General features: G+C 35.0%; 16 protein-coding genes and 2 pseudogenes. 11 read left to right on the top strand and 7 right to left on the bottom strand.

Annotation, left to right across the window (positions count from 1 at the left end):
* Positions 1–125 precede the first annotated feature (125 nt).
* Together ACZZZA_RS05915 and ACZZZA_RS05920 are read right to left on the bottom strand one after the other, a co-directional pair.
* Positions 126–867: pseudogene (locus tag ACZZZA_RS05915) on the bottom strand (uroporphyrinogen-III synthase).
* Between the two features lie 12 nt (positions 868–879).
* Positions 880–1566, bottom strand: a complete 687-nt coding sequence (locus ACZZZA_RS05920; RefSeq protein WP_463430264.1) for a DUF4271 domain-containing protein — start codon at positions 1564–1566, stop codon at positions 880–882.
* 59 nt (positions 1567–1625) lie between these two features.
* Here ACZZZA_RS05920 and ACZZZA_RS05925 point away from each other — a divergent pair, with 59 nt between their 5' ends.
* Genes ACZZZA_RS05925 through ACZZZA_RS05940 form a run of 4 tightly spaced genes read left to right on the top strand, consistent with a single transcriptional unit; the run spans position 1626 to position 4965 of the window.
* Positions 1626–2342, top strand: coding sequence for a polyprenol monophosphomannose synthase (locus ACZZZA_RS05925; RefSeq protein ID WP_463430265.1), 717 nt, complete (start codon positions 1626–1628; stop codon positions 2340–2342).
* Positions 2339–2707, top strand: a complete 369-nt coding sequence (locus ACZZZA_RS05930; RefSeq protein ID WP_463430266.1) for a DUF4296 domain-containing protein — start codon at positions 2339–2341, stop codon at positions 2705–2707. The genes ACZZZA_RS05925 and ACZZZA_RS05930 overlap by 4 nt, the downstream gene beginning before the upstream one ends.
* A 2-nt stretch (positions 2708–2709) precedes the next feature.
* Positions 2710–3843 (top strand): tRNA guanosine(34) transglycosylase Tgt, encoded by a 1134-nt coding sequence (gene tgt, locus ACZZZA_RS05935; protein ID WP_463430267.1) that lies wholly within the window; start codon positions 2710–2712, stop codon positions 3841–3843.
* A gap of 9 nt (positions 3844–3852) precedes the next feature.
* The gene (locus ACZZZA_RS05940; protein ID WP_463430268.1) at positions 3853–4965 is read left to right on the top strand and encodes an LptF/LptG family permease; all 1113 of its coding nucleotides are present in this window, start codon (positions 3853–3855) and stop codon (positions 4963–4965) included.
* Here ACZZZA_RS05940 and ACZZZA_RS05945 read toward each other — a convergent pair.
* Positions 4959–5672 carry a biotin--[acetyl-CoA-carboxylase] ligase gene (locus ACZZZA_RS05945; RefSeq protein WP_463430269.1) on the bottom strand — a complete coding sequence of 238 codons (714 nt, stop codon included), beginning with the start codon at positions 5670–5672 and terminating at the stop codon, positions 4959–4961. The two genes, ACZZZA_RS05940 and ACZZZA_RS05945, sit on opposite strands and share 7 nt — an antisense overlap.
* Before the next feature lie 86 nt (positions 5673–5758).
* On the opposite strand from ACZZZA_RS05945, the gene rsfS reads away from it, so the two are divergent.
* The 6 genes and pseudogenes from rsfS (at position 5759) to ACZZZA_RS05975 (ending at position 11980) form a co-directional block, all read left to right on the top strand.
* Positions 5759–6127: a ribosome silencing factor gene (gene rsfS / locus ACZZZA_RS05950; protein ID WP_129535260.1), complete on the top strand. Its 369-nt coding sequence runs from the start codon at positions 5759–5761 to the stop codon at positions 6125–6127.
* An 18-nt stretch (positions 6128–6145) separates the two neighbouring features.
* A pseudogene (gene ftsH / locus ACZZZA_RS05955) lies at positions 6146–8132 on the top strand (ATP-dependent zinc metalloprotease FtsH).
* Positions 8133–8264: 132 nt separating this feature from the next.
* On the top strand, positions 8265–8846 hold the full coding sequence (locus tag ACZZZA_RS05960) for an LUD domain-containing protein (RefSeq protein ID WP_463430270.1): 582 nt from the start codon (positions 8265–8267) through the stop codon (positions 8844–8846).
* Between the two features lie 21 nt (positions 8847–8867).
* The gene (locus ACZZZA_RS05965) at positions 8868–9740 is read left to right on the top strand and encodes a phosphatidate cytidylyltransferase (protein ID WP_463430271.1); all 873 of its coding nucleotides are present in this window, start codon (positions 8868–8870) and stop codon (positions 9738–9740) included.
* Positions 9741–9804: 64 nt separating this feature from the next.
* Entirely contained in the window at positions 9805–10458 is a 654-nt protein-coding gene (locus tag ACZZZA_RS05970; protein WP_463430272.1) for a phosphatidylserine decarboxylase family protein, read from the top strand.
* A gap of 193 nt (positions 10459–10651) precedes the next feature.
* Positions 10652–11980, top strand: coding sequence for a peptide-N-glycosidase F-related protein (locus tag ACZZZA_RS05975; RefSeq protein ID WP_463430273.1), 1329 nt, complete (start codon positions 10652–10654; stop codon positions 11978–11980).
* 52 nt (positions 11981–12032) lie between these two features.
* Here ACZZZA_RS05975 and ACZZZA_RS05980 read toward each other — a convergent pair whose 3' ends face one another.
* The 4 genes from ACZZZA_RS05980 to ACZZZA_RS05995 all read right to left on the bottom strand — a co-directional run bounded on the left by ACZZZA_RS05980 (position 12033) and on the right by ACZZZA_RS05995 (position 15798).
* Positions 12033–12380: a DUF1801 domain-containing protein gene (locus ACZZZA_RS05980; RefSeq protein WP_463430274.1), complete on the bottom strand. Its 348-nt coding sequence runs from the start codon at positions 12378–12380 to the stop codon at positions 12033–12035.
* Positions 12381–12402: 22 nt separating this feature from the next.
* Positions 12403–14241, bottom strand: coding sequence for an ABC transporter ATP-binding protein (locus tag ACZZZA_RS05985; RefSeq protein ID WP_463430275.1), 1839 nt, complete (start codon positions 14239–14241; stop codon positions 12403–12405).
* Between the two features lie 50 nt (positions 14242–14291).
* A complete protein-coding gene (locus ACZZZA_RS05990) occupies positions 14292–15218 on the bottom strand; it encodes a M28 family peptidase (RefSeq protein ID WP_463430276.1) in 927 nt (308 codons plus the stop codon).
* A 190-nt stretch (positions 15219–15408) separates the two neighbouring features.
* Entirely contained in the window at positions 15409–15798 is a 390-nt protein-coding gene (locus ACZZZA_RS05995) for a DUF4293 domain-containing protein (RefSeq protein WP_463430277.1), read from the bottom strand.
* A gap of 146 nt (positions 15799–15944) precedes the next feature.
* Between ACZZZA_RS05995 and rho the strand changes: the two genes are divergently transcribed.
* Positions 15945–17849: a transcription termination factor Rho gene (rho, locus tag ACZZZA_RS06000; RefSeq protein ID WP_463430278.1), complete on the top strand. Its 1905-nt coding sequence runs from the start codon at positions 15945–15947 to the stop codon at positions 17847–17849.
* Positions 17850–18002: the final 153 nt, after the last annotated feature.

The raw sequence follows: 18002 nt of genomic DNA on the forward strand, positions 1-18002 counted from the left end.
TGTATACTAAAATTGTGCTTAAAAACGAAAATGTATTCAATATTAATTTTTGTTCAAATTTAATTAAAAAAAAGCCATCTTTCCTTTAAACGAAAAGACGGCTGTATGGTATAAAGTTTTAAAAACTATTTGTGTAAACTTTTGATGAATTTTTCAAGTGCCATCGTCATTGATGGTGTTTCCTTTGTAGGAGCCATCAGATCTATTTTCAAGCCTGCTTCTTCTGCTGCTGCTGAAGTGGTAGGTCAGGAAAACTCCGATTTTTGTGTCTTCCTGCTTAAAGTCGGGAAAGTTTTGCTGTAAAGATTTAATTCCTTGCGGGCTGAAAAAAATCAACATATCATAATCCTTAATATTGATATCTGTCAAATCGCTGCAAACCGTTCTGTACATGATTGCTCTCGTCCATTCAATATTGGCAGAATCCAAAGTTTTTGGAATATCCGCACTCAGAACATCAGACGAAGGAAGCAAATATTTTTCAGAAGGAAACTTCTTAAACAAAGGCAAAAGATCTGTAAAGTTTTTCTCACCAAAGCTGATTTTTCTCTTTCTGTAAATGATATGTTTTTGAAGATAATTGGCGATTGCTTCAGATTGGCAGATATATCTCATGGTATCCGGAACTGAAAATCTCATTTCCTCCGCAAGTCTGAAATAATGGTCAATCGCATTTTTACTGGTAAAAATAATACCGGTATACTGGGTCAGATCTATCTTCTGAGTTCGCAATTCTTTGTTGTCAACTCCTGCGACATGGATAAAAGGACGGAAATCAATCTTTATTTTTTCCTTCTTTGCGATTTCCAAATAGGGAGAAGATTCACTAGGCGCTGGTTGAGAAACCAATATAGACTTTATTCTCATCTTGTACTTCTATTAAATAAATAATAACTTCCATAGCCACAATAAAGGTGCTATTTGAAGCGTGCAAATATACAAAAATTTATAATACCATTTTTGAGGTAATATATTGTTCCTGTGAAATAAATAGAAAAAAACCTTGAATATGAATACAAATGTGAAAAAATAGAAATAGTACAAAAACGCCTCACTTCTGTTAATAGGAAAATAATAGTGGGTGATACAGAGAATAATCACCAAAATAGACAGTACGAAGTAAAATTTGGTAGAGGTAAAATAAAAAATATTCCATTTTTTACCATCGCCTATACTTTGGTAAAATAAAAATCCTAACGCTGTCCGCAGAAAATAAAATAAGGAAACTGCGGTGAGGCAAAACCCAAATTTATTCATCTGATATCCAAAAACGTTCAATTTTGCCACATATTCAGGAACCACCGGTATATATTGGGATAGTAATACAGCTAAACTTAGTATGATTACACAGGAAGTAATCATCCAGCTCGGCAGATTGTTACTTGAATCAAAATACTTCTGAAGAAGAAAATCTTTGAGGTTGGCTTCCCGCTCTACGACGTTCATCATAAAAATATATAAGAAAAGGCATCCTATGAGTATAAAAACTACCCAATCGTTATTTTCAGGTATTCTTATTTGGTTGGTAAAATTTTGGGATTGTGGCAACGGAATATTTTTTTGCAAAATTATAGATTATTTTGTATAAAATAAAAAGCTTAAATAACTTATCTTTGCCAATTGAAATGAAAAAACTTGTCATCATTCCAACATACAACGAAAAGGAGAATATCGAAAAGATAATTTCTGCTGTTTTTGCTTTGGAACAAGAGTTTCATATTTTGGTAGTAGATGATTCTTCACCAGATAAAACCTCGGATATCGTTAAAGAATTACAGAAAAAATTTCCTCACACACTTCATCTGTCGATCAGACACATCAAAGATGGGTTGGGAAAAGCCTACATCCACGGTTTCAAATGGGCACTTCAAAATAATTACGACTACATTTTTGAGATGGATGCCGATTTTTCTCATAACCCCAACGATTTACCTAAACTTTTTGATGCTTGCCTGAATGCCGATATGGCAGTCGGTTCTCGTTATTCTACAGGTGTGAATGTTGTCAATTGGCCAATGGGAAGAGTCTTGTTGTCTTATTTTGCTTCGAAATATGTGAGATTTATTTTAGGACTTTCCATTCACGATACCACTGCCGGTTTTGTTTGCTTTTCGAGAAAAGTTTTAGAAGAAATCGGTTTAGATAATGTGAAACTGAAAGGGTATGGTTTTCAGATCGAAATGAAATTCAGAACTTTTAAGAAAGGTTTCAAAATTGTTGAAGTCCCGATTATCTTTACCAACAGAGAATTAGGCGAAAGCAAAATGAACGGCGGTATCATTCACGAAGCTGTTTTTGGTGTTTTAAATTTAAAATGGAAATCAATAATCAATAAATTATGAAAAGACTGGGTGTGCTTTTTATTTTTCTGTTTTTGGTTTCTTGTACCGAATATATTGACAAGCCAAAAAATCTTTTAGACAAAAGTACAATGTCTGAGATCATGGCAGATTTGGCGATAAACGATCAGGTTACCAACACGTATCAGAATAAAAATTTAGAAAGCGGAACGAGATATATCCTTAAGAATCATAATGTAAAGGCAGACGATTTTGTTGAAAGCTATAAATATTATGTAGCAAAAGGAAAAATGAATAAAATTGTGGATAATGCGCAGGAAATTCTTTTAGATAAAGATCCTAAAGCAAAAGATTTTGTGGAAGGTAAATCTAAACCCAACACCAATCTCCCCAAATTAGTAAGATAAATATGCAGCAATTTTTTAAGATAGAAAAAACTTCGCAGGGAAAAGCAAGAGCAGGAGAATTGGTAACAGCTCATGGTGTAGTGCAAACTCCGATTTTCATGCCGGTAGGAACTGTCGCCAGTGTAAAAACTGTACACCAGAGAGAATTAAAAGATGATATCAAAGCTCAGATTATTCTGGGGAATACCTATCATTTATATCTTCGTCCGGGTATGGATGTGATGCAGGAAGCAGGAGGTTTGCATAAATTTATGAACTGGGATCTTCCAATTCTTACCGATTCCGGTGGTTTTCAGGTTTTTTCTCTTTCGGGAACAAGAAAAATGTCTGAAGAAGGAGTGAAATTCAAATCTCATATTGACGGAAGTGTTCATTTATTCACCCCGGAAAAATCGATGGAAATCCAGAGACAGATCGGGGCAGATATCTTCATGGCATTTGACGAATGTGTTGCTTATCCTGCACATTACAATCAGGTGAAAAAATCTATGGATATGACTCATCGCTGGTTAAAAAGATGCATGGACTGGAATGAAAAAAATCCTGAATTGTATGGCTACAAGCAAAGGTTTTTCCCAATCGTTCAGGGTTCAACGTATTCAGATTTAAGAAAAATTTCAGCGGAAGTCATTGCAGAAGCAGGTGCAGAAGGAAATGCCATTGGCGGACTGTCTGTAGGTGAACCGGAAGATGAACTCTACAGAATCACCGATGAGGTTACCGATATTTTACCGAAAGAGAAACCAAGATACTTAATGGGTGTAGGAACTCCATGGAATATTCTGGAGTCTATCGGTTTGGGAATCGACATGATGGATTGTGTAATGCCTACAAGAAACGCACGAAACGGAATGCTTTTTACATGGCAAGGTGTTGTGAATCTTAAAAACGAAAAATGGAAGAAAGATTTTTCTCCTTTAGACGAGTTTGGGACAAGTTTTGTTGATCAGGAATATTCTAAAGCGTACGTGCGTCATTTATTTGTTTCAAAAGAATATCTGGCAAAGCAGATTGCATCGATTCATAATCTTGCTTTTTACTTAGACTTGGTGAAAGTTGCGAGAGAACATATTATAGTAGGAGATTTCTATGAATGGAAAAATTCTGTAGTTCCTGTTTTAAGACAAAGACTTTAAAATTATTTGATGTTTAAAATTGTAGACGGATATATCATAAAAAAATACCTTGGAACCTTTGGTTTCATGTTGATATTGCTGTCTATAGTTGTTTTGGTTATCGACGTTCAGCAGAAAATTCCCAGAATTGAAAATGCAACTGCAATTGACCCAAAACTAAATCTTACTTATTTCCTGATCCATTTTTATCCGTTTTGGATCATCAATCTTGTTGTTACTTTCTTAGCGATTCTTGTGTTTATCTCTGTGATCTATTTTACCTCAAGAATGGCAAATAATACGGAGATTGTAGCAATTATAAGTAGTGGAGCAAGCTTTCACAGATTTGCAAAGCCTTATTTTTTAACATCTCTTTTTATTGCTTTGCTCTCACTCATTGTGAATCATTTCGTTTTACCTTGGGCAAATATTAAGAAAAATGCGCTCGAAGCTTACACCTATAATCAAACCAATAAAGATAAAATTCTCGGGACAGCTCCCGTTTCGGCTCAATTAAGCAAGACGGAATATATTTTTGTCAACTCCTGGAACAAAAAAGACAATAGAGGTTACGGTTTTGTCTACCAAAAGTTTGATAAAAATCGTAAAATGACCTATGAGTTAAAGGCAAATGATGCGTATTGGGATCCGTCCAAAAAACAGTTTGTACTCAATAGTTATCTTGAAAAAACGATCAATACTAATGATTCAGAAAAATTGGGACAGGGCTTTGAATTAAGAAAAAGTTATGGACAAGCGCCTGAAGAATTGTTTCCAAATGAACTGTTGGGTCAGAATAAAACCACTCCCGAACTCATAAAATTTATTGAAAGAGAAAAAGAAAAAGGAAACAGCAACTTAAATGCTCACCTGAATGAGTTTCATCAAAGAACCTCAATGCCTGTTTCAATTATTATACTTACTTTTTTAGCGCTTTCCCTTTCGTCCCAAAAGAAAAGAGGAGGTTTAGGAATCAATCTGGCGATAGGAATTTCCCTTGCATTCGTGTTTGTTTTCTCATTTGAAGCATTAAAGGTTGTTTCAGAGAATAAAGTTTTGTCTCCTGCATTATCAATGTGGATGCCCAATATTATATTTTTCCCTTTGACTTTGGTATTGTATATTAGAAGAGCCAATCAATAGAGAAGTTTTATTTCTTTGTGGTAAAAAGACCGCAATTCATCTTCAAATTCAATCCAGATTTCACCTTTCTCGTCAGCTTTTTTGATGATGCCATTTTGTCGCTTTCCGTCAATTTCAAATACGGAAATTTCATCTTTTCTGAATAAATTGATATTAAAATTTTCTAAAATTTCGTTTTCAGAAGCATGGTTTTTAAATTTCTCGACTAAAAAATGATGGAGATTTCTCGTGAAATTTTGCAGGTCTAATTTTTCTCCGGTTTGCGTAAAGAATGATCCTGCATTAGATATTTCATCAAATTTTTCCTGAAGAATATTGATACCTGCTCCGATGATAAAATAGTTTTCCCCGTTGAATTTTTTCTTCTCAATCAAAATTCCAACTACTTTTTTGTTTGCAAGGATGATGTCATTTGGCCACTTTATTTTTGCCGGTTTATCAGTCAGTTTGGCAAGAAATTCTCGTATTGTAGTTGCGGTATAGTAATTGAACAAAAAATCACTGAGCGTTATGTTTTTAGTTTTTACGGCAATTGTGTAAGCAAGATTCTGCTCAGCCTGCGAACTCCAAATATTTCCATACTGACCTCTTCCTTTTGTCTGATTAAAAGTATAGAGCCCGACAAAATCTGAATGTGGATAAAGTAAAACCCGAGATATTTCGTCATTAGTAGAAGAACACTCTTTTTGATAAAACAGTTCGCTCATTTAAGAAAACTTTAAGACATTTAAAGCCCTAAAAGTAAGGCTAAAGTAAAAGAAAAACAATAAATTTGCAGATTATAGATATTTTAATGAACAAAACAGTAGAAAAGCAAGCGCTAATAGATAAAATTGTAGAAGCTATACAGGATGTAAAAGGAGAAGACATTATGATTTTCGACCTTTCAAAAATTGAAAATTCGGTAGCAGAAACCTTTATAATATGTAGTGGAAACTCAAATACACAAGTTTCAGCATTAGCTGGAAGTGTAGAAAAAAAAGTAAGAAACGATCTTCAGGACAGACCTTGGCATGTTGAGGGTACGGAAAACTCAATGTGGGTCTTGGTGGATTATGTAACGGTTGTCGTGCACATTTTCCAAAAAGAAACTCGTCAGTATTACGACATAGAAGAACTTTGGGGTGATGCGAAAATCACCAAAATTGAAAGTGAAGTATAAAAATTTTAAAAGTATTAAATGAATAATAAAGGATTTAACTGGTTTTTTCCAATCGCAATAATTGCCCTTTTGTTATTTTTTGGCTCAAATTTTTTGGGTGACAATAATGCAAAAACAATTGACGAAGATGCTTTCTTCAGAGAAATGCAGACTGGAAAAATTCAGAATGTAGTAATTGACAAACAAGCGCAGAAAGCTGAGGTATTTTTGACAAAGGCTGCACAAACAGCAACCGTAAAGAAAGACGATAAAGCAAATCCTTTTTCAAATTTAGGAATGTCTTCAAAAGCTGATTACAGTCTGAAATATGGAGATTTACAACTTTTCTTAGAAAAATTTGATACCATCAAAAAAGATAATCCGGCTATAAAAACTTCCAAAGATTACGCTGAAGGTAAAAGTCCGTTTACGGAAATTCTTTTCTCAGCCTTAATTTGGATTGCTATTTTAGGATTATTCTATTTCATTCTTTTCAGAAAGATGGGGAATGGTGGCGGTCCGGGCGGACAGATATTCTCAATCGGAAAATCTAAAGCTAAACTTTTCGACGAAAAAGAAAAAATTCAAACAACATTTAAAGATGTTGCAGGATTAGAAGGAGCTAAAGAAGAAGTACAGGAAGTTGTAGATTTCTTGAAAAACTCTGAAAAATACACCAAGTTAGGAGGTAAAATCCCTAAAGGAGTACTTTTGGTAGGCCCATCCGGGAACGGGTAAAACCCTATTGGCGAAAGCTGTTGCGGGGGAAGCTAAAGTTCCGTTCTTCTCACTTTCAGGTTCAGATTTTGTTGAAATGTTTGTTGGGGTAGGAGCATCAAGAGTAAGAGATTTGTTTGCTCAGGCAAAAGCAAAATCTCCTGCAATTATTTTTATTGATGAGATCGATGCGATCGGACGTGCAAGAGGAAAAAACAATTTCTCCGGCGGTAACGACGAAAGAGAAAATACATTGAACCAATTGCTAACTGAGATGGACGGTTTCGGAACCGATGTCAACGTTATCGTAATGGCAGCAACCAACAGAGCAGATATTTTGGATAAAGCATTGATGAGAGCAGGTCGTTTTGACCGTTCGGTTTATGTGGATCTACCGGAATTACATGAGAGAAGAGAGATATTCGATGTTCATTTAAAGAAAATCAAATTAGACGATACCGTAGACCGTGATTTCCTGGCAAAGCAAACTCCGGGTTTCAGTGGAGCAGATATTGCAAATGTTTGTAACGAAGCAGCCTTAATTGCAGCTAGAAATAGCCATGAGTCTGTAAACAAACAGGATTTCTTAGACGCTGTTGACAGAATCATTGGCGGTCTTGAAAAGAAAAACATGGCAATCAAGCCATCTGAAAAGAAAAGAGTGGCATTCCACGAAGCAGGTCACGCAACAATTTCCTGGTTGGTAGAGCACGCTTCACCATTATTGAAAGTGACGATTGTGCCGAGAGGACGTTCTTTAGGTGCAGCCTGGTATCTTCCGGAAGAAAGACAGTTGACGACTACCGAACAAATGTTAGACGAAATGTGTGCTACCTTAGGTGGTAGAGCAGCAGAACAGGTGATCTTTAATAATATTTCTACAGGTGCGCTTTCAGATTTAGAAACGGTTACCAAAAGAGCTCAAGCGATGGTTACGATCTACGGATTGAGCCCTACTATCGGTAATATTTCGTATTATGACAGTTCTGGTCAGTCAGAATATAATTTTGGAAAACCTTATTCTGAAGCTACTGCTTCTAAAATTGATGCTGAAATCAAATCGATTATCGAAAATCAGTACGAAAGAGCAGTTAGAATTTTAAGTGAAAATAAAGATAAACTGAATGCATTGGCGAAAAAACTTCTGGAAAAAGAAGTAATATTCCGAGAAGATCTTGAAGAAATATTCGGTCAGAGAGCATGGGATCCTGAATTGACGGAGAGACCAGTGACGAATACGATTATTCCGATACACGAAAAAGTAGAAGAAGGCGAGATTCAGGCACCGGAAAGCCCCACTCAGCTTTAAAATATTTATATTCAATTGAATACAGCCCGGTGATTGTAAAATTGCCGGGTTTTTTCATTTTAAACCGATATTATTAGAAGCAATTCTAATTAATTTTCTATTTTTGTATCAAGTTGACTAAAATACATTAAGTTGAGTTTATTTAAGAGAATTGTAAGCAAACTAACCAATCAGCCCGAGGATGATGACAGACAAAGTCTGGAAAAGCTGGGAGATTCGCTGAAAAATGCTGATCTCGATTATAAGTTTGCCCAATTGTTTACACATTCCGGAGGTTTTTTTAATTATTGTGCCGATGAAGCTGAAGCTTTGCAGACCTTAAACCAAATCTTAAAGATTGAGGGTGTGAATTCTGTATTTTGCTGTGATAAAGATTTGCAGAATTTTTTAAATGTTCTGAAGATTTCCCATACTCCACAACTTGAAGTATCTAATGATGCTGCATTCATTACCTGTGAATATCTTATTGCATATGATGGCAGAATTATGCTTTCACACAATAATATCCTTCATTATCATTCTTCAAGATTGCCGTCAAAAATTGTTGTGATGGCCAATGTTTCTCAAATCGTGAATAATCTGAATGATGCAATGGGAAAAATAAAACGCACCGGAAACATTAAAAATCTTACCTCAATCAGCGGGAATCATTCTAAACTGGATGCTGCTGCAAATAATAATACCAAGCTGTTTCTGCTTTTATTAGAAGACTAGAAACAATTTAAACTTTAAATTTTGGACAAAAATCTTATTCAGAGAACCATATCGGGGATTGTTTACATTGCAGTCATTATTCTTTGTACTACACCTTTAGGAGCACAACTTTTAGATTATATTTCTCCGGGTCTTGTAAAACAACAATATTTGTACTACGGACTGATCACATTTCTTTTATTGGTGGGGACTTGGGAATGTATTAAGATCATGAAGTTTGGTGAAGGATATGAGAAATGGGTAGTGTTACCTGTCGTTTTGATTATTTTCTATATGTTTTCGAAGCGATTTTTTTACCACGACTTTTACTTCAATTTCAGACTAACCGAAATTCTTGCTTTGGCATTAATTGTCATTGCGATTGTTACATTATTCAAATTTACAAGCGAACTTTACTTTGACAGCGGAAAATTGATATTTACGGTAATATACGTTGCATTGCCTTTTTCTTTTGCTTTAGGTTTGCCGAAGTTTCATTCGTTTGATAACAGTTTTTCGCTTGAAGTTATTTTCTTATTTATCTTGATCTGGAGCAGTGATACATTCGCTTATATAGTAGGGAGGTCAATCGGAAAACATAAAATGGCTCCTAAAATTTCACCTAAAAAAACATGGGAAGGATATGCGGGTGGAGTAGTTCTTACCTTAATTCTTTCTTATTTTGTTGAAATATATCAGCCACAGCTTCGAGGAAACTGGATGGTTGTGGGCTTTTTGATTGCAGCATTTGCGCCTCTCGGGGATTTAGTGGAAAGTCAATTGAAAAGAACTTTCGGCGCTAAAGACAGCGGAAATATTATTCCGGGACACGGTGGTGTATTAGACAGGCTTGATAGTTTTTTAGTATGTGTTCCTGTTGTATATTTGTACTTTATTTTAGAAAAATTTATTTAAACTTAATATTATCTTTGCATCGCAGAATATAAAGTTTAAAACATACAATTAGATATATCCATTTATGAAATTACATAAAGAATCGAAAGGTACCATTGTAGTAGCCAGTTTACTGTTTGCGATCATTGCTGCCTTATCCATTTATTTTCTGGAAATGTATTCGTTACTGATCATTCTCCCTTTACTCGTTGTTTACGGTCTGGTTTTTTGGTTCTTCAGAGTACCAAATCGTGATATTTTAGATCATACAGAAAATGTAATTGCGCCGGTAGACGGAAAAGTAGTGATGATCAAAGAAGTAGAGGAAACCGAGTTTTTAAAGGAAAAAGCCATTCAGGTTTCGATCTTTATGTCACCTTTAAATGTACATATCTGTCGTTTTCCGGTATCAGGAAATGTAATTTACAAAAAATATCACCCGGGAAAATATCTGGTTGCGTGGCACGAAAAATCTTCTACAGAGAACGAAAGAACGACCGTTGCAGTAGAAAGTATGACCCATCATAAAGTAGTTTTCAGACAGATTGCAGGTTATGTAGCGAGAAGGATTGTTTTCTATTGTAAAGAAGGCGATCTGGCAAAAGCAGGGCATGAGTTCGGATTTATCAAATTCGGCTCAAGAATGGATATTTTCCTACCTTTAGATACCGAGATTATCTGTAAAATAGGCGACAAAACCAAAGGTGGAATCGATGTGATCGCCAGAATGAAAGATTAATAAAAAATGTAAAATATAATTTATAAAAGAGAAAACATCAACGTTTTCTCTTTTTTTCGTTTAAATATTAAAATTGTTTTAAGCAATAGATGATTTGGAATAATTTATTTATTTTGAATTTTTTATGTTTTTATTCTTGTTTATTTGGTGTTTTTGTTAGATATTTGACAAAAATATTACAAATTTAGTGTATATGAAAAAATTATTACTTTCTATTTTATTATTCTTATCATTTTTAATTACACAAGCACAAACTACAGTCAATGTTTTTTCTCAAATAGTGTTTTATGATGGTTATGCAGGCAACGTTACCAGCCCCGTTCCTGCAAATACAATAAGGCTTGCCAATTACAGATATGCTAAAAAGCTGAAGGATAATGAACTGAATTCTTTTCAAAATAAAATTCAGCTGAATGTAACGATCGGAGCGTTGTGTGATAATTATGACAGAATTGGTGGAGTACATATCGCTTTAGTTCCGAAAAACCAAGCGACGTATACGCTCAATGATCCTGCAGTAAAAAGATTTGAAATTGGAAGGTATATAACGCCATTCATGAACAAAAACATTTCTCCTACTTCAGTACCATATACCTATGAAGTAGATAATCTGTACTCTGTTTTTAGAAATACTGCTCTTCGGAATATGTATGATATGTGGGTAGAACTTGATGTTTTTGGAGTTCCTTATGCAGCCAATACACAAGTTGCAGGATGCAGTGGGAGAAATGATGTTTTTGAAGGAACGCTTAATTTTGTCACCTACAATGATCCTGCAGTTCCTAATCAATATAATAATCTATTGCCTTTATTAGATTCTAACGAGTTGAATAATTATAATAATACTGATCAAGCAGGAGAAACTGTAAGGCTTGTTAATTTTAATTTAAATCAAAGTACAGGCAATGCCAAATTTTTTATCATTACTACTCCTCATGGTGCAAATTCGGGTGGTGAAGAATATGTAAGAAGACAAAACTTAGTGTATTTAGATGATATTTCAATGTTAACATTTACACCCGGTGGTAAATCTTGTGAGCCTTACAGAATGTATAATACTCAGGGTAATGGAATTTATGGTAACTATCCGCAGAGCCCCGCTTGGTGGACCGCTTGGAATAATTGGTGTCCCGGAGATTCTGTTCCTATTAGAAGTTTTACGGCATTATCACTTTCGGGAGGAAATCATACTTTAAAATATGAAGTTCCGACTGCTGTTTTTAACGGACAGGATGGCAGAATTGTACTTTCTATCTACATGCAGAGTAATAATCAGCTTTTGGCGGTGAAAGATGTTTCAACGGTTGATGTATCTGTTTTTCCGAATCCTACATCAGATTTTGTAAACATCAAATCAGATAAAAAAGTAAAGAATATCATCGTTTATTCTATTGAAGGAAGGAAATTAAGTGAAGTAAAAGATTCAAAAGTTGATCTCACAGCTTATTCATCAGGAACATATTTGCTTGATATTATATTGGAAGGTGGAACTCAGTTTAAACATAAAATTATCAGAAAATAATCATCACATAACTTGAAATAACAAAAGAGAAACATTGATAGGTTTCTCTTTTTTATTTGATGTGAAGTTTGACCTCGTTGATGAGCTCTAAAATAAATCCCAAAGGCAAATCTTCTTCCATGTCAATCAAAAGAATTTTAAACTTCTTTCTGCCTTCAGAAATCAGTTCAGCATGATCTAATCGATCGCCGTGATAAAAGCTGATGTAATGTTTCTTATACTTTTTGCTGTAGTAGAGGTAACACAGCATTTTCTTTTTAAACTTAAAAAAGGGAAGCCCGAAACTTAAAGTTTCAGTGATGTTTTCCGGGTCGGATTCTAAAATTTTCTTTCTTAAAAACAAAAGAGTACTTCTTTCAGGCTCGTCAATTCTGAAGAAGTACTCTTGTATGGGGTTCATTTTAAATTGAATTTAAAAAGATTTAATCAAAATTTTGCAACTCTACAAGTTTGTGATAAGTTCCTCGTTTTACCATAAGTTCTTGGTGAGTTCCCTGTTCCACAATATCGCCTTTTTCCATTACAACGATCCAGTCGGCTTTTTGAATGGTAGAAAGCCTGTGCGCAATCACTAAAGACGTTCTGTTTTCCATCATCTTCTCAAGCGCATCCTGTACAAATTTTTCAGACTCTGTATCTAAAGCGGAGGTTGCTTCGTCCAAAATCATAATCGGTGGGTTTTTAAGAACTGCTCGTGCAATAGAAACCCTTTGTTTTTGGCCACCGGAAAGTTTTCCTCCATCATCTCCGATATTGGTGTCGTAACCGTTCGGAAGTTGAGAAATAAATAAATCTGCATTGGCAATTTTGGCAGCAGCGATGACTTCGTCTTTCGTGGCTTCTGGTTTACCCATCAGAATATTGTTATAAACGGTATCGTTGAACAGAACTGATTCCTGAGTAACCATACCCAAAAGCTTCCTGTATTCAATGAGCTTTAAATGTTTGATGTTGGTTTCGTCAATCAAAATTTCGCCTTCAGAAACATCGTAAAATCGTGCTAAAAGATTGGCGATAGTTGTTTTTCCGCTTCCACTTTGCCCGACGAGTGCAACTGTTTTCCCTTTAGGAATAGTCAGATTAAAGTTTTTAAGAATTAAATTAGATTTATCGTAGTAAAAACCAATGTTTTTGAACTGAATATGAGCTTCAAGATTAGAAATTGAAACCGGTTCTGCAGCTTCCTCTATTTTCACATCAGCATCCAGAATTTCCAATACCCTGATGAGAGAAGCTTCGCCTTTCTGTACATTAGAGATAGAACTTGCCAAACTTTTAACTGGCGGTAAAATCTGGAAGAAAATACCCAGGAATACAAGGAAATCAGCAGGAGAAATGTTTTGTTCTACAATGATTTGTTTTCCGCCATACCACGCAATAATTAAGAAAGTAACCGATCCTAAAAACTCACTCATGGGCGACGCTAATTCCTTTTTTCTGCCTAATCTTATTGAACTGTTAATCCATTTCTGCATCGACTGCATAAAACGGTTGTTCATTATTTTTTCTGCATTAAAAATCTTAATGACTTTATTGGATTTTAAGGTTTCATCGACGATTGAAAAGATATTTCCCATCTCGTTCTGAGCTTCGTGAGAATCTTTTTTAAGGCTTTTTCCAATAAGGGCAATCATTGTTCCCATGATTGGTAAAACTAATAATGAAAAGAGCGTCATTTCCGGGCTTAAAAAGAATAAAGTAATCAATGTGCTGATAAGCATAAAAGGTGCATTGATAAGATCTACCAAACTCCCCAAAATACTGCCTTCTACATCACCAACATCATTTGACATCCGTGACATCATATCTCCTTTTCTGCTTTCTGTAAAGAATGATACAGGAAGAGAAAGTATTTTTCTATACATCGCACCACGAAGGTCTTTGGTAACACCTACCCGGTAATTGATCAGTAAAAAAGACCCTAAATAACGGAAAACATTTCTTAGTAAAAACATGAATGCGGTGATGATACACAGCCATGCCAATACTTTTAAAGAACCATATTCAGTAACCAGACTCTGAACATAGTAATTAGAGTATTCTTTTAAATAAGTGAAGAAATCTATGATGTCTCCCGAGTAAACAGGCGCAGATTCGTATTTTTCTGGTTTAATAGTTCCAAAAAGCATTCCTAAAACCGGAAGAATGGTCCCTAAAGAAGCAATCTGAAAAGCAGAATACATAAGGTTAAAAAACAAACTCCCGTAAATGTATTTTTGATGCGGTTTGGCAAATTTCAGTATTTTTTTATATTCGTTCATTCAATATAATTGGATAGCAAAATTAATTAAAATATAATGATAAGACGGTTTTAATTGAATTTTACTTTATCGTTATACTTTGGATTGAAGTTTTTTGGGTTTAATTTTTCCAGAGTTTTCCCGAAATTATTAATAAGCTGTGTCATATTTTCAAAATCAACGACATTAATATCGTCGTTTACCTGGTGATAATGTTTAATTTTGCTCATATCTGCAGTAGAAATAGAATGAGCGATGATTTTTTTCTTCACAAAACTTACGTTATCTGATCTGTAAAATAACTGCTCTGAAGCGTAAGGATCGGGGTAGATTTTTAGATCATTTACTGCATTTTTATTAAATAATTCGTCAAGGTCAGAAAATTCATCTCCTGTGATAAATACTGCATTTTTACCAAATTCAGATTCAGTTGCTACCATTTCAAAATTAAAAAGAGCAGAAAGATTTTGATATATTTTGTCTAAATTTTTATCTTCTGATATGGCTGTTGATCCCAACATACCTTTTTCTTCACCGTTGAATGCCATGAAAAGCATTGAGAATTCCGGTTTTTTGTCTTTGAAATAATCTGCGACGCCTACCAATGTGGTAATTCCGCTTGCATCGTCGTCTGCGCCATTATAAATAGTATCATCGCCTTCTTTTTTGCTCACTCCAATGTGATCAAAATGTCCGGAAAAGCCTAATGTTTTTTCAGATTTACCTTTTTTAATTCCGCAAACATTGTAAGCTATTTTTCCTTTATAATTGAATGGAACGAGATAAGAATTTCCTGTACAGTATTCTAAATTGTTTTCTTTAAAAAGTTGAGCGATATACTTTGCCGCATTGTCGTTTTCTGCAGTTCCGATTTCCCGGCCTTTCATTTCGTCAGAAGCAAGAGTTGATATGACGGTTTTGATTCTTTCGGTAGAAACTTCCTGTGCAAAAGCAGTTGCAGAGAAAAGAGACAGCATAAGATAAGTGAGTTTTTTCATGTTAAATATTTATTTTAAATGGATATGTCGAAGTTTTTAATGAATTGTTGCATCATACTTTGTCAAATAACAATCATGTGATCTTTGGCAAATTTAAATAAAAACTCTGCATCTGTACGAATCTGTTGTATAAGTAAAAAAAACAGCTCCCAAAGGAAGCTGTTCTTACTCAAAAAAAATCATTGTTAAGTTATCGAAGTCTGTCTACAGATTTTACGAGCCTCTCATCTTTTTTGATAAATAAGTTTGCCAAAAACAAACAGATTACCGCAATCAATGGGAAAACCGGCTCAATACCCTTCTCAGGAAAATCTATTCCTCCGGATAAGTTTTGCACCCAGTAAAACAATATACCAATCAACAAAGCGTTTATAATGATGCTGATGTTATTCAGCATGATTTGTCTTTTTCTGTTTTTAAAGCTAAACAAACTAAATGCGCCTACCAAAACCAAAACAATTGATAGGATGCTGATTATCGGAGTCTTTCCGAAAACTTCTACATCCTGTCCTGTAATATATAGGAAAGCTGCCGCTAAAACCGACAGTAAAATCCAAATAGTCTGTATTCTTTGTAACATAGAATTTTAAATTCAGATGCAAAAATAACATAAATTTTGCACAATTCAAAAATAAGTGTAGATTTGCAATATACAATGTACTTGAAAACAAAAGTCACCGGACTTACTTTTCTTACTCACAACTAATTACATTTTTTACTTTATATATGTTTAACATAGAAACGTTAAGGTCAAAATCCGTAACGGAATTGGCTAAAATTCTAAAAGATTTAGGCGTTAAGGTTGCAAGAAACAGCACAGATAATGATAAAATATTCGCTGTTCTTGACTTTCAGGCTTCTAACCCTAAAGTTGCAAAAGATTACTTCAATACCACAGAAAGTAACACAGAGCCTGAAGAAAAACCTACCACAGCAGAAAAAACAGTGAAAGCTGCACCTAAAAAACCTGCTCCCAAAAAGGCACCGAGACCAAAAGCTGCTGCCGAAAATCCAGCAGAAGCAGAACCTGCGAAAAAAGACGAGCTAGCTGAAGAAAAGCCAGTTGCTGCAGAAGCAGCGGTTCAGGAAGATGCAAAAGAGCAGACCGAAGAAAGGCCTTTGAACAATGCATCAAAACAAAAAAGAAAAAGAGTAGCTCCTGCTAATAATCCTGAAAATCAGGTTCAGGAAAAAGTAGAAACTCAGGCAAATACAGATTCTCAAGCTGAAGCTGCAACTCCGGCTCCGGCTCCGACACAAGCGAGAGAAGAAAGACCTAAAAGACCGCAACAACAAGGTCAGAATCCTAATCAAAAAGGACTAAACCAGCCGCAGCAAAACGGTGGGAACCCTCAAAACAGGAATCAGAATAATAATCAGAATCCTAACCAAAACAATAATCAGAATCTCAATCAAAACCAGAATTCTAATCCTAATCAAAACCAAAACCCTAATCAGAATCAGAACAGAAATTCTGAAAGACAGGAAGAGAATGAATCCAGAAAAGAATTCAATTTCGACGGAATGGTTAGTATTGAAGGTGTATTAGAAATATTACCTGATAACTATGGTTTCCTGAGGTCTTCAGATTTCAGTTATATTTCGTCTCCGGACGATGTGTATGTTTCTACTGCTCAAATCAGAAATTTTGGGTTAAAAACTGGGGATACGGTAAGAGGTATTGTGCGTTTGCCGAAAGAAGGTGAAAAATATTTTTCTTTATTAAAGCCGGTTGAAGTTAACGGGCGTGATTTGGCATTCATCAAAGATCGTGTCGCTTTTGAATATTTAACTCCGCTTTTCCCTGAAGAGAAATTTAATCTTTCTGGAGATAATTCTACGATGTCTACAAGAATTGTTGATTTATTTGCGCCAATCGGAAAAGGTCAGAGAGCAATGATTGTTGCGCAGCCTAAAACCGGTAAAACAATGTTGCTGAAAGATATTGCAAATTCTATCGCAGCCAATCATCCTGAAGTTTATATGATGGTACTTTTGATCGACGAACGTCCTGAAGAGGTTACCGATATGGAAAGAAGTGTAAATGCAGAAGTAATCGCTTCTACATTTGATGAAGCAGCAGATAAGCATGTGAAAGTTGCCAATCTTGTTTTGGCTAAAGCCCAGAGAATGGTAGAGTGTGGTCACGATGTAGTCATTTTATTAGACTCAATCACCAGATTAGCAAGAGCTTATAATACCGTAACTCCGGCATCCGGAAAAGTTCTTTCGGGTGGTGTAGATGCAAATGCGTTACACAAACCGAAGAGGTTTTTTGGTGCAGCAAGAAAAATTGAAAACGGCGGATCGCTGACAATTATTGCTACTGCATTGATTGATACAGGTTCTAAAATGGATGAGGTTATTTTTGAAGAATTCAAAGGTACCGGCAACATGGAACTTCAGTTAGACAGAAAAATTGCCAACAGAAGAATTTATCCTGCCATCGATTTGGTGTCTTCCAGTACAAGGAGAGATGATTTATTGCTGGATGAGGTAACTTCACAGAGAATGTGGATTTTCAGAAAATATCTTTCAGAAATGAATCCTGTCGAAGCCATGGAATTTGTAAATAAAAATATCAGAGGTACTCTGAACAACGAAGAATTTTTAATGTCTATGAACAGATAGATATATTAATATTATTTAAACGAAGCACAGATTTTAGTCTGTGCTTTTTTATTTGGTGTAAATGTAAATTCCTAATTATTCATCAATGTTAAAGATTTATTAAAATAATCTGTAATTGTTGATATTGGCTTAAATATTGGCTAAATTTACCTA

It is taken from the genome of Chryseobacterium sp. AC405b, from assembly GCF_979258685.1.

Coding starts and splice junctions, on each gene's coding strand:
- ACZZZA_RS05925 (WP_463430265.1), top strand. CDS start 1,626: ATGAAAAAACTTGTCATCATTCCAACATACAACGAAAAGGAGAATATC.
- ACZZZA_RS05930 (WP_463430266.1), top strand. CDS start 2,339: ATGAAAAGACTGGGTGTGCTTTTTATTTTTCTGTTTTTGGTTTCTTGT.
- tgt (WP_463430267.1), top strand. CDS start 2,710: ATGCAGCAATTTTTTAAGATAGAAAAAACTTCGCAGGGAAAAGCAAGA.
- ACZZZA_RS05940 (WP_463430268.1), top strand. CDS start 3,853: ATGTTTAAAATTGTAGACGGATATATCATAAAAAAATACCTTGGAACC.
- ACZZZA_RS05945 (WP_463430269.1), bottom strand. CDS start 5,672: ATGAGCGAACTGTTTTATCAAAAAGAGTGTTCTTCTACTAATGACGAA.
- rsfS (WP_129535260.1), top strand. CDS start 5,759: ATGAACAAAACAGTAGAAAAGCAAGCGCTAATAGATAAAATTGTAGAA.
- ACZZZA_RS05970 (WP_463430272.1), top strand. CDS start 9,805: ATGAAATTACATAAAGAATCGAAAGGTACCATTGTAGTAGCCAGTTTA.
- ACZZZA_RS05975 (WP_463430273.1), top strand. CDS start 10,652: ATGAAAAAATTATTACTTTCTATTTTATTATTCTTATCATTTTTAATT.
- ACZZZA_RS05980 (WP_463430274.1), bottom strand. CDS start 12,380: ATGAACCCCATACAAGAGTACTTCTTCAGAATTGACGAGCCTGAAAGA.
- ACZZZA_RS05985 (WP_463430275.1), bottom strand. CDS start 14,241: ATGAACGAATATAAAAAAATACTGAAATTTGCCAAACCGCATCAAAAA.
- ACZZZA_RS05990 (WP_463430276.1), bottom strand. CDS start 15,218: ATGAAAAAACTCACTTATCTTATGCTGTCTCTTTTCTCTGCAACTGCT.
- ACZZZA_RS05995 (WP_463430277.1), bottom strand. CDS start 15,798: ATGTTACAAAGAATACAGACTATTTGGATTTTACTGTCGGTTTTAGCG.
- rho (WP_463430278.1), top strand. CDS start 15,945: ATGTTTAACATAGAAACGTTAAGGTCAAAATCCGTAACGGAATTGGCT.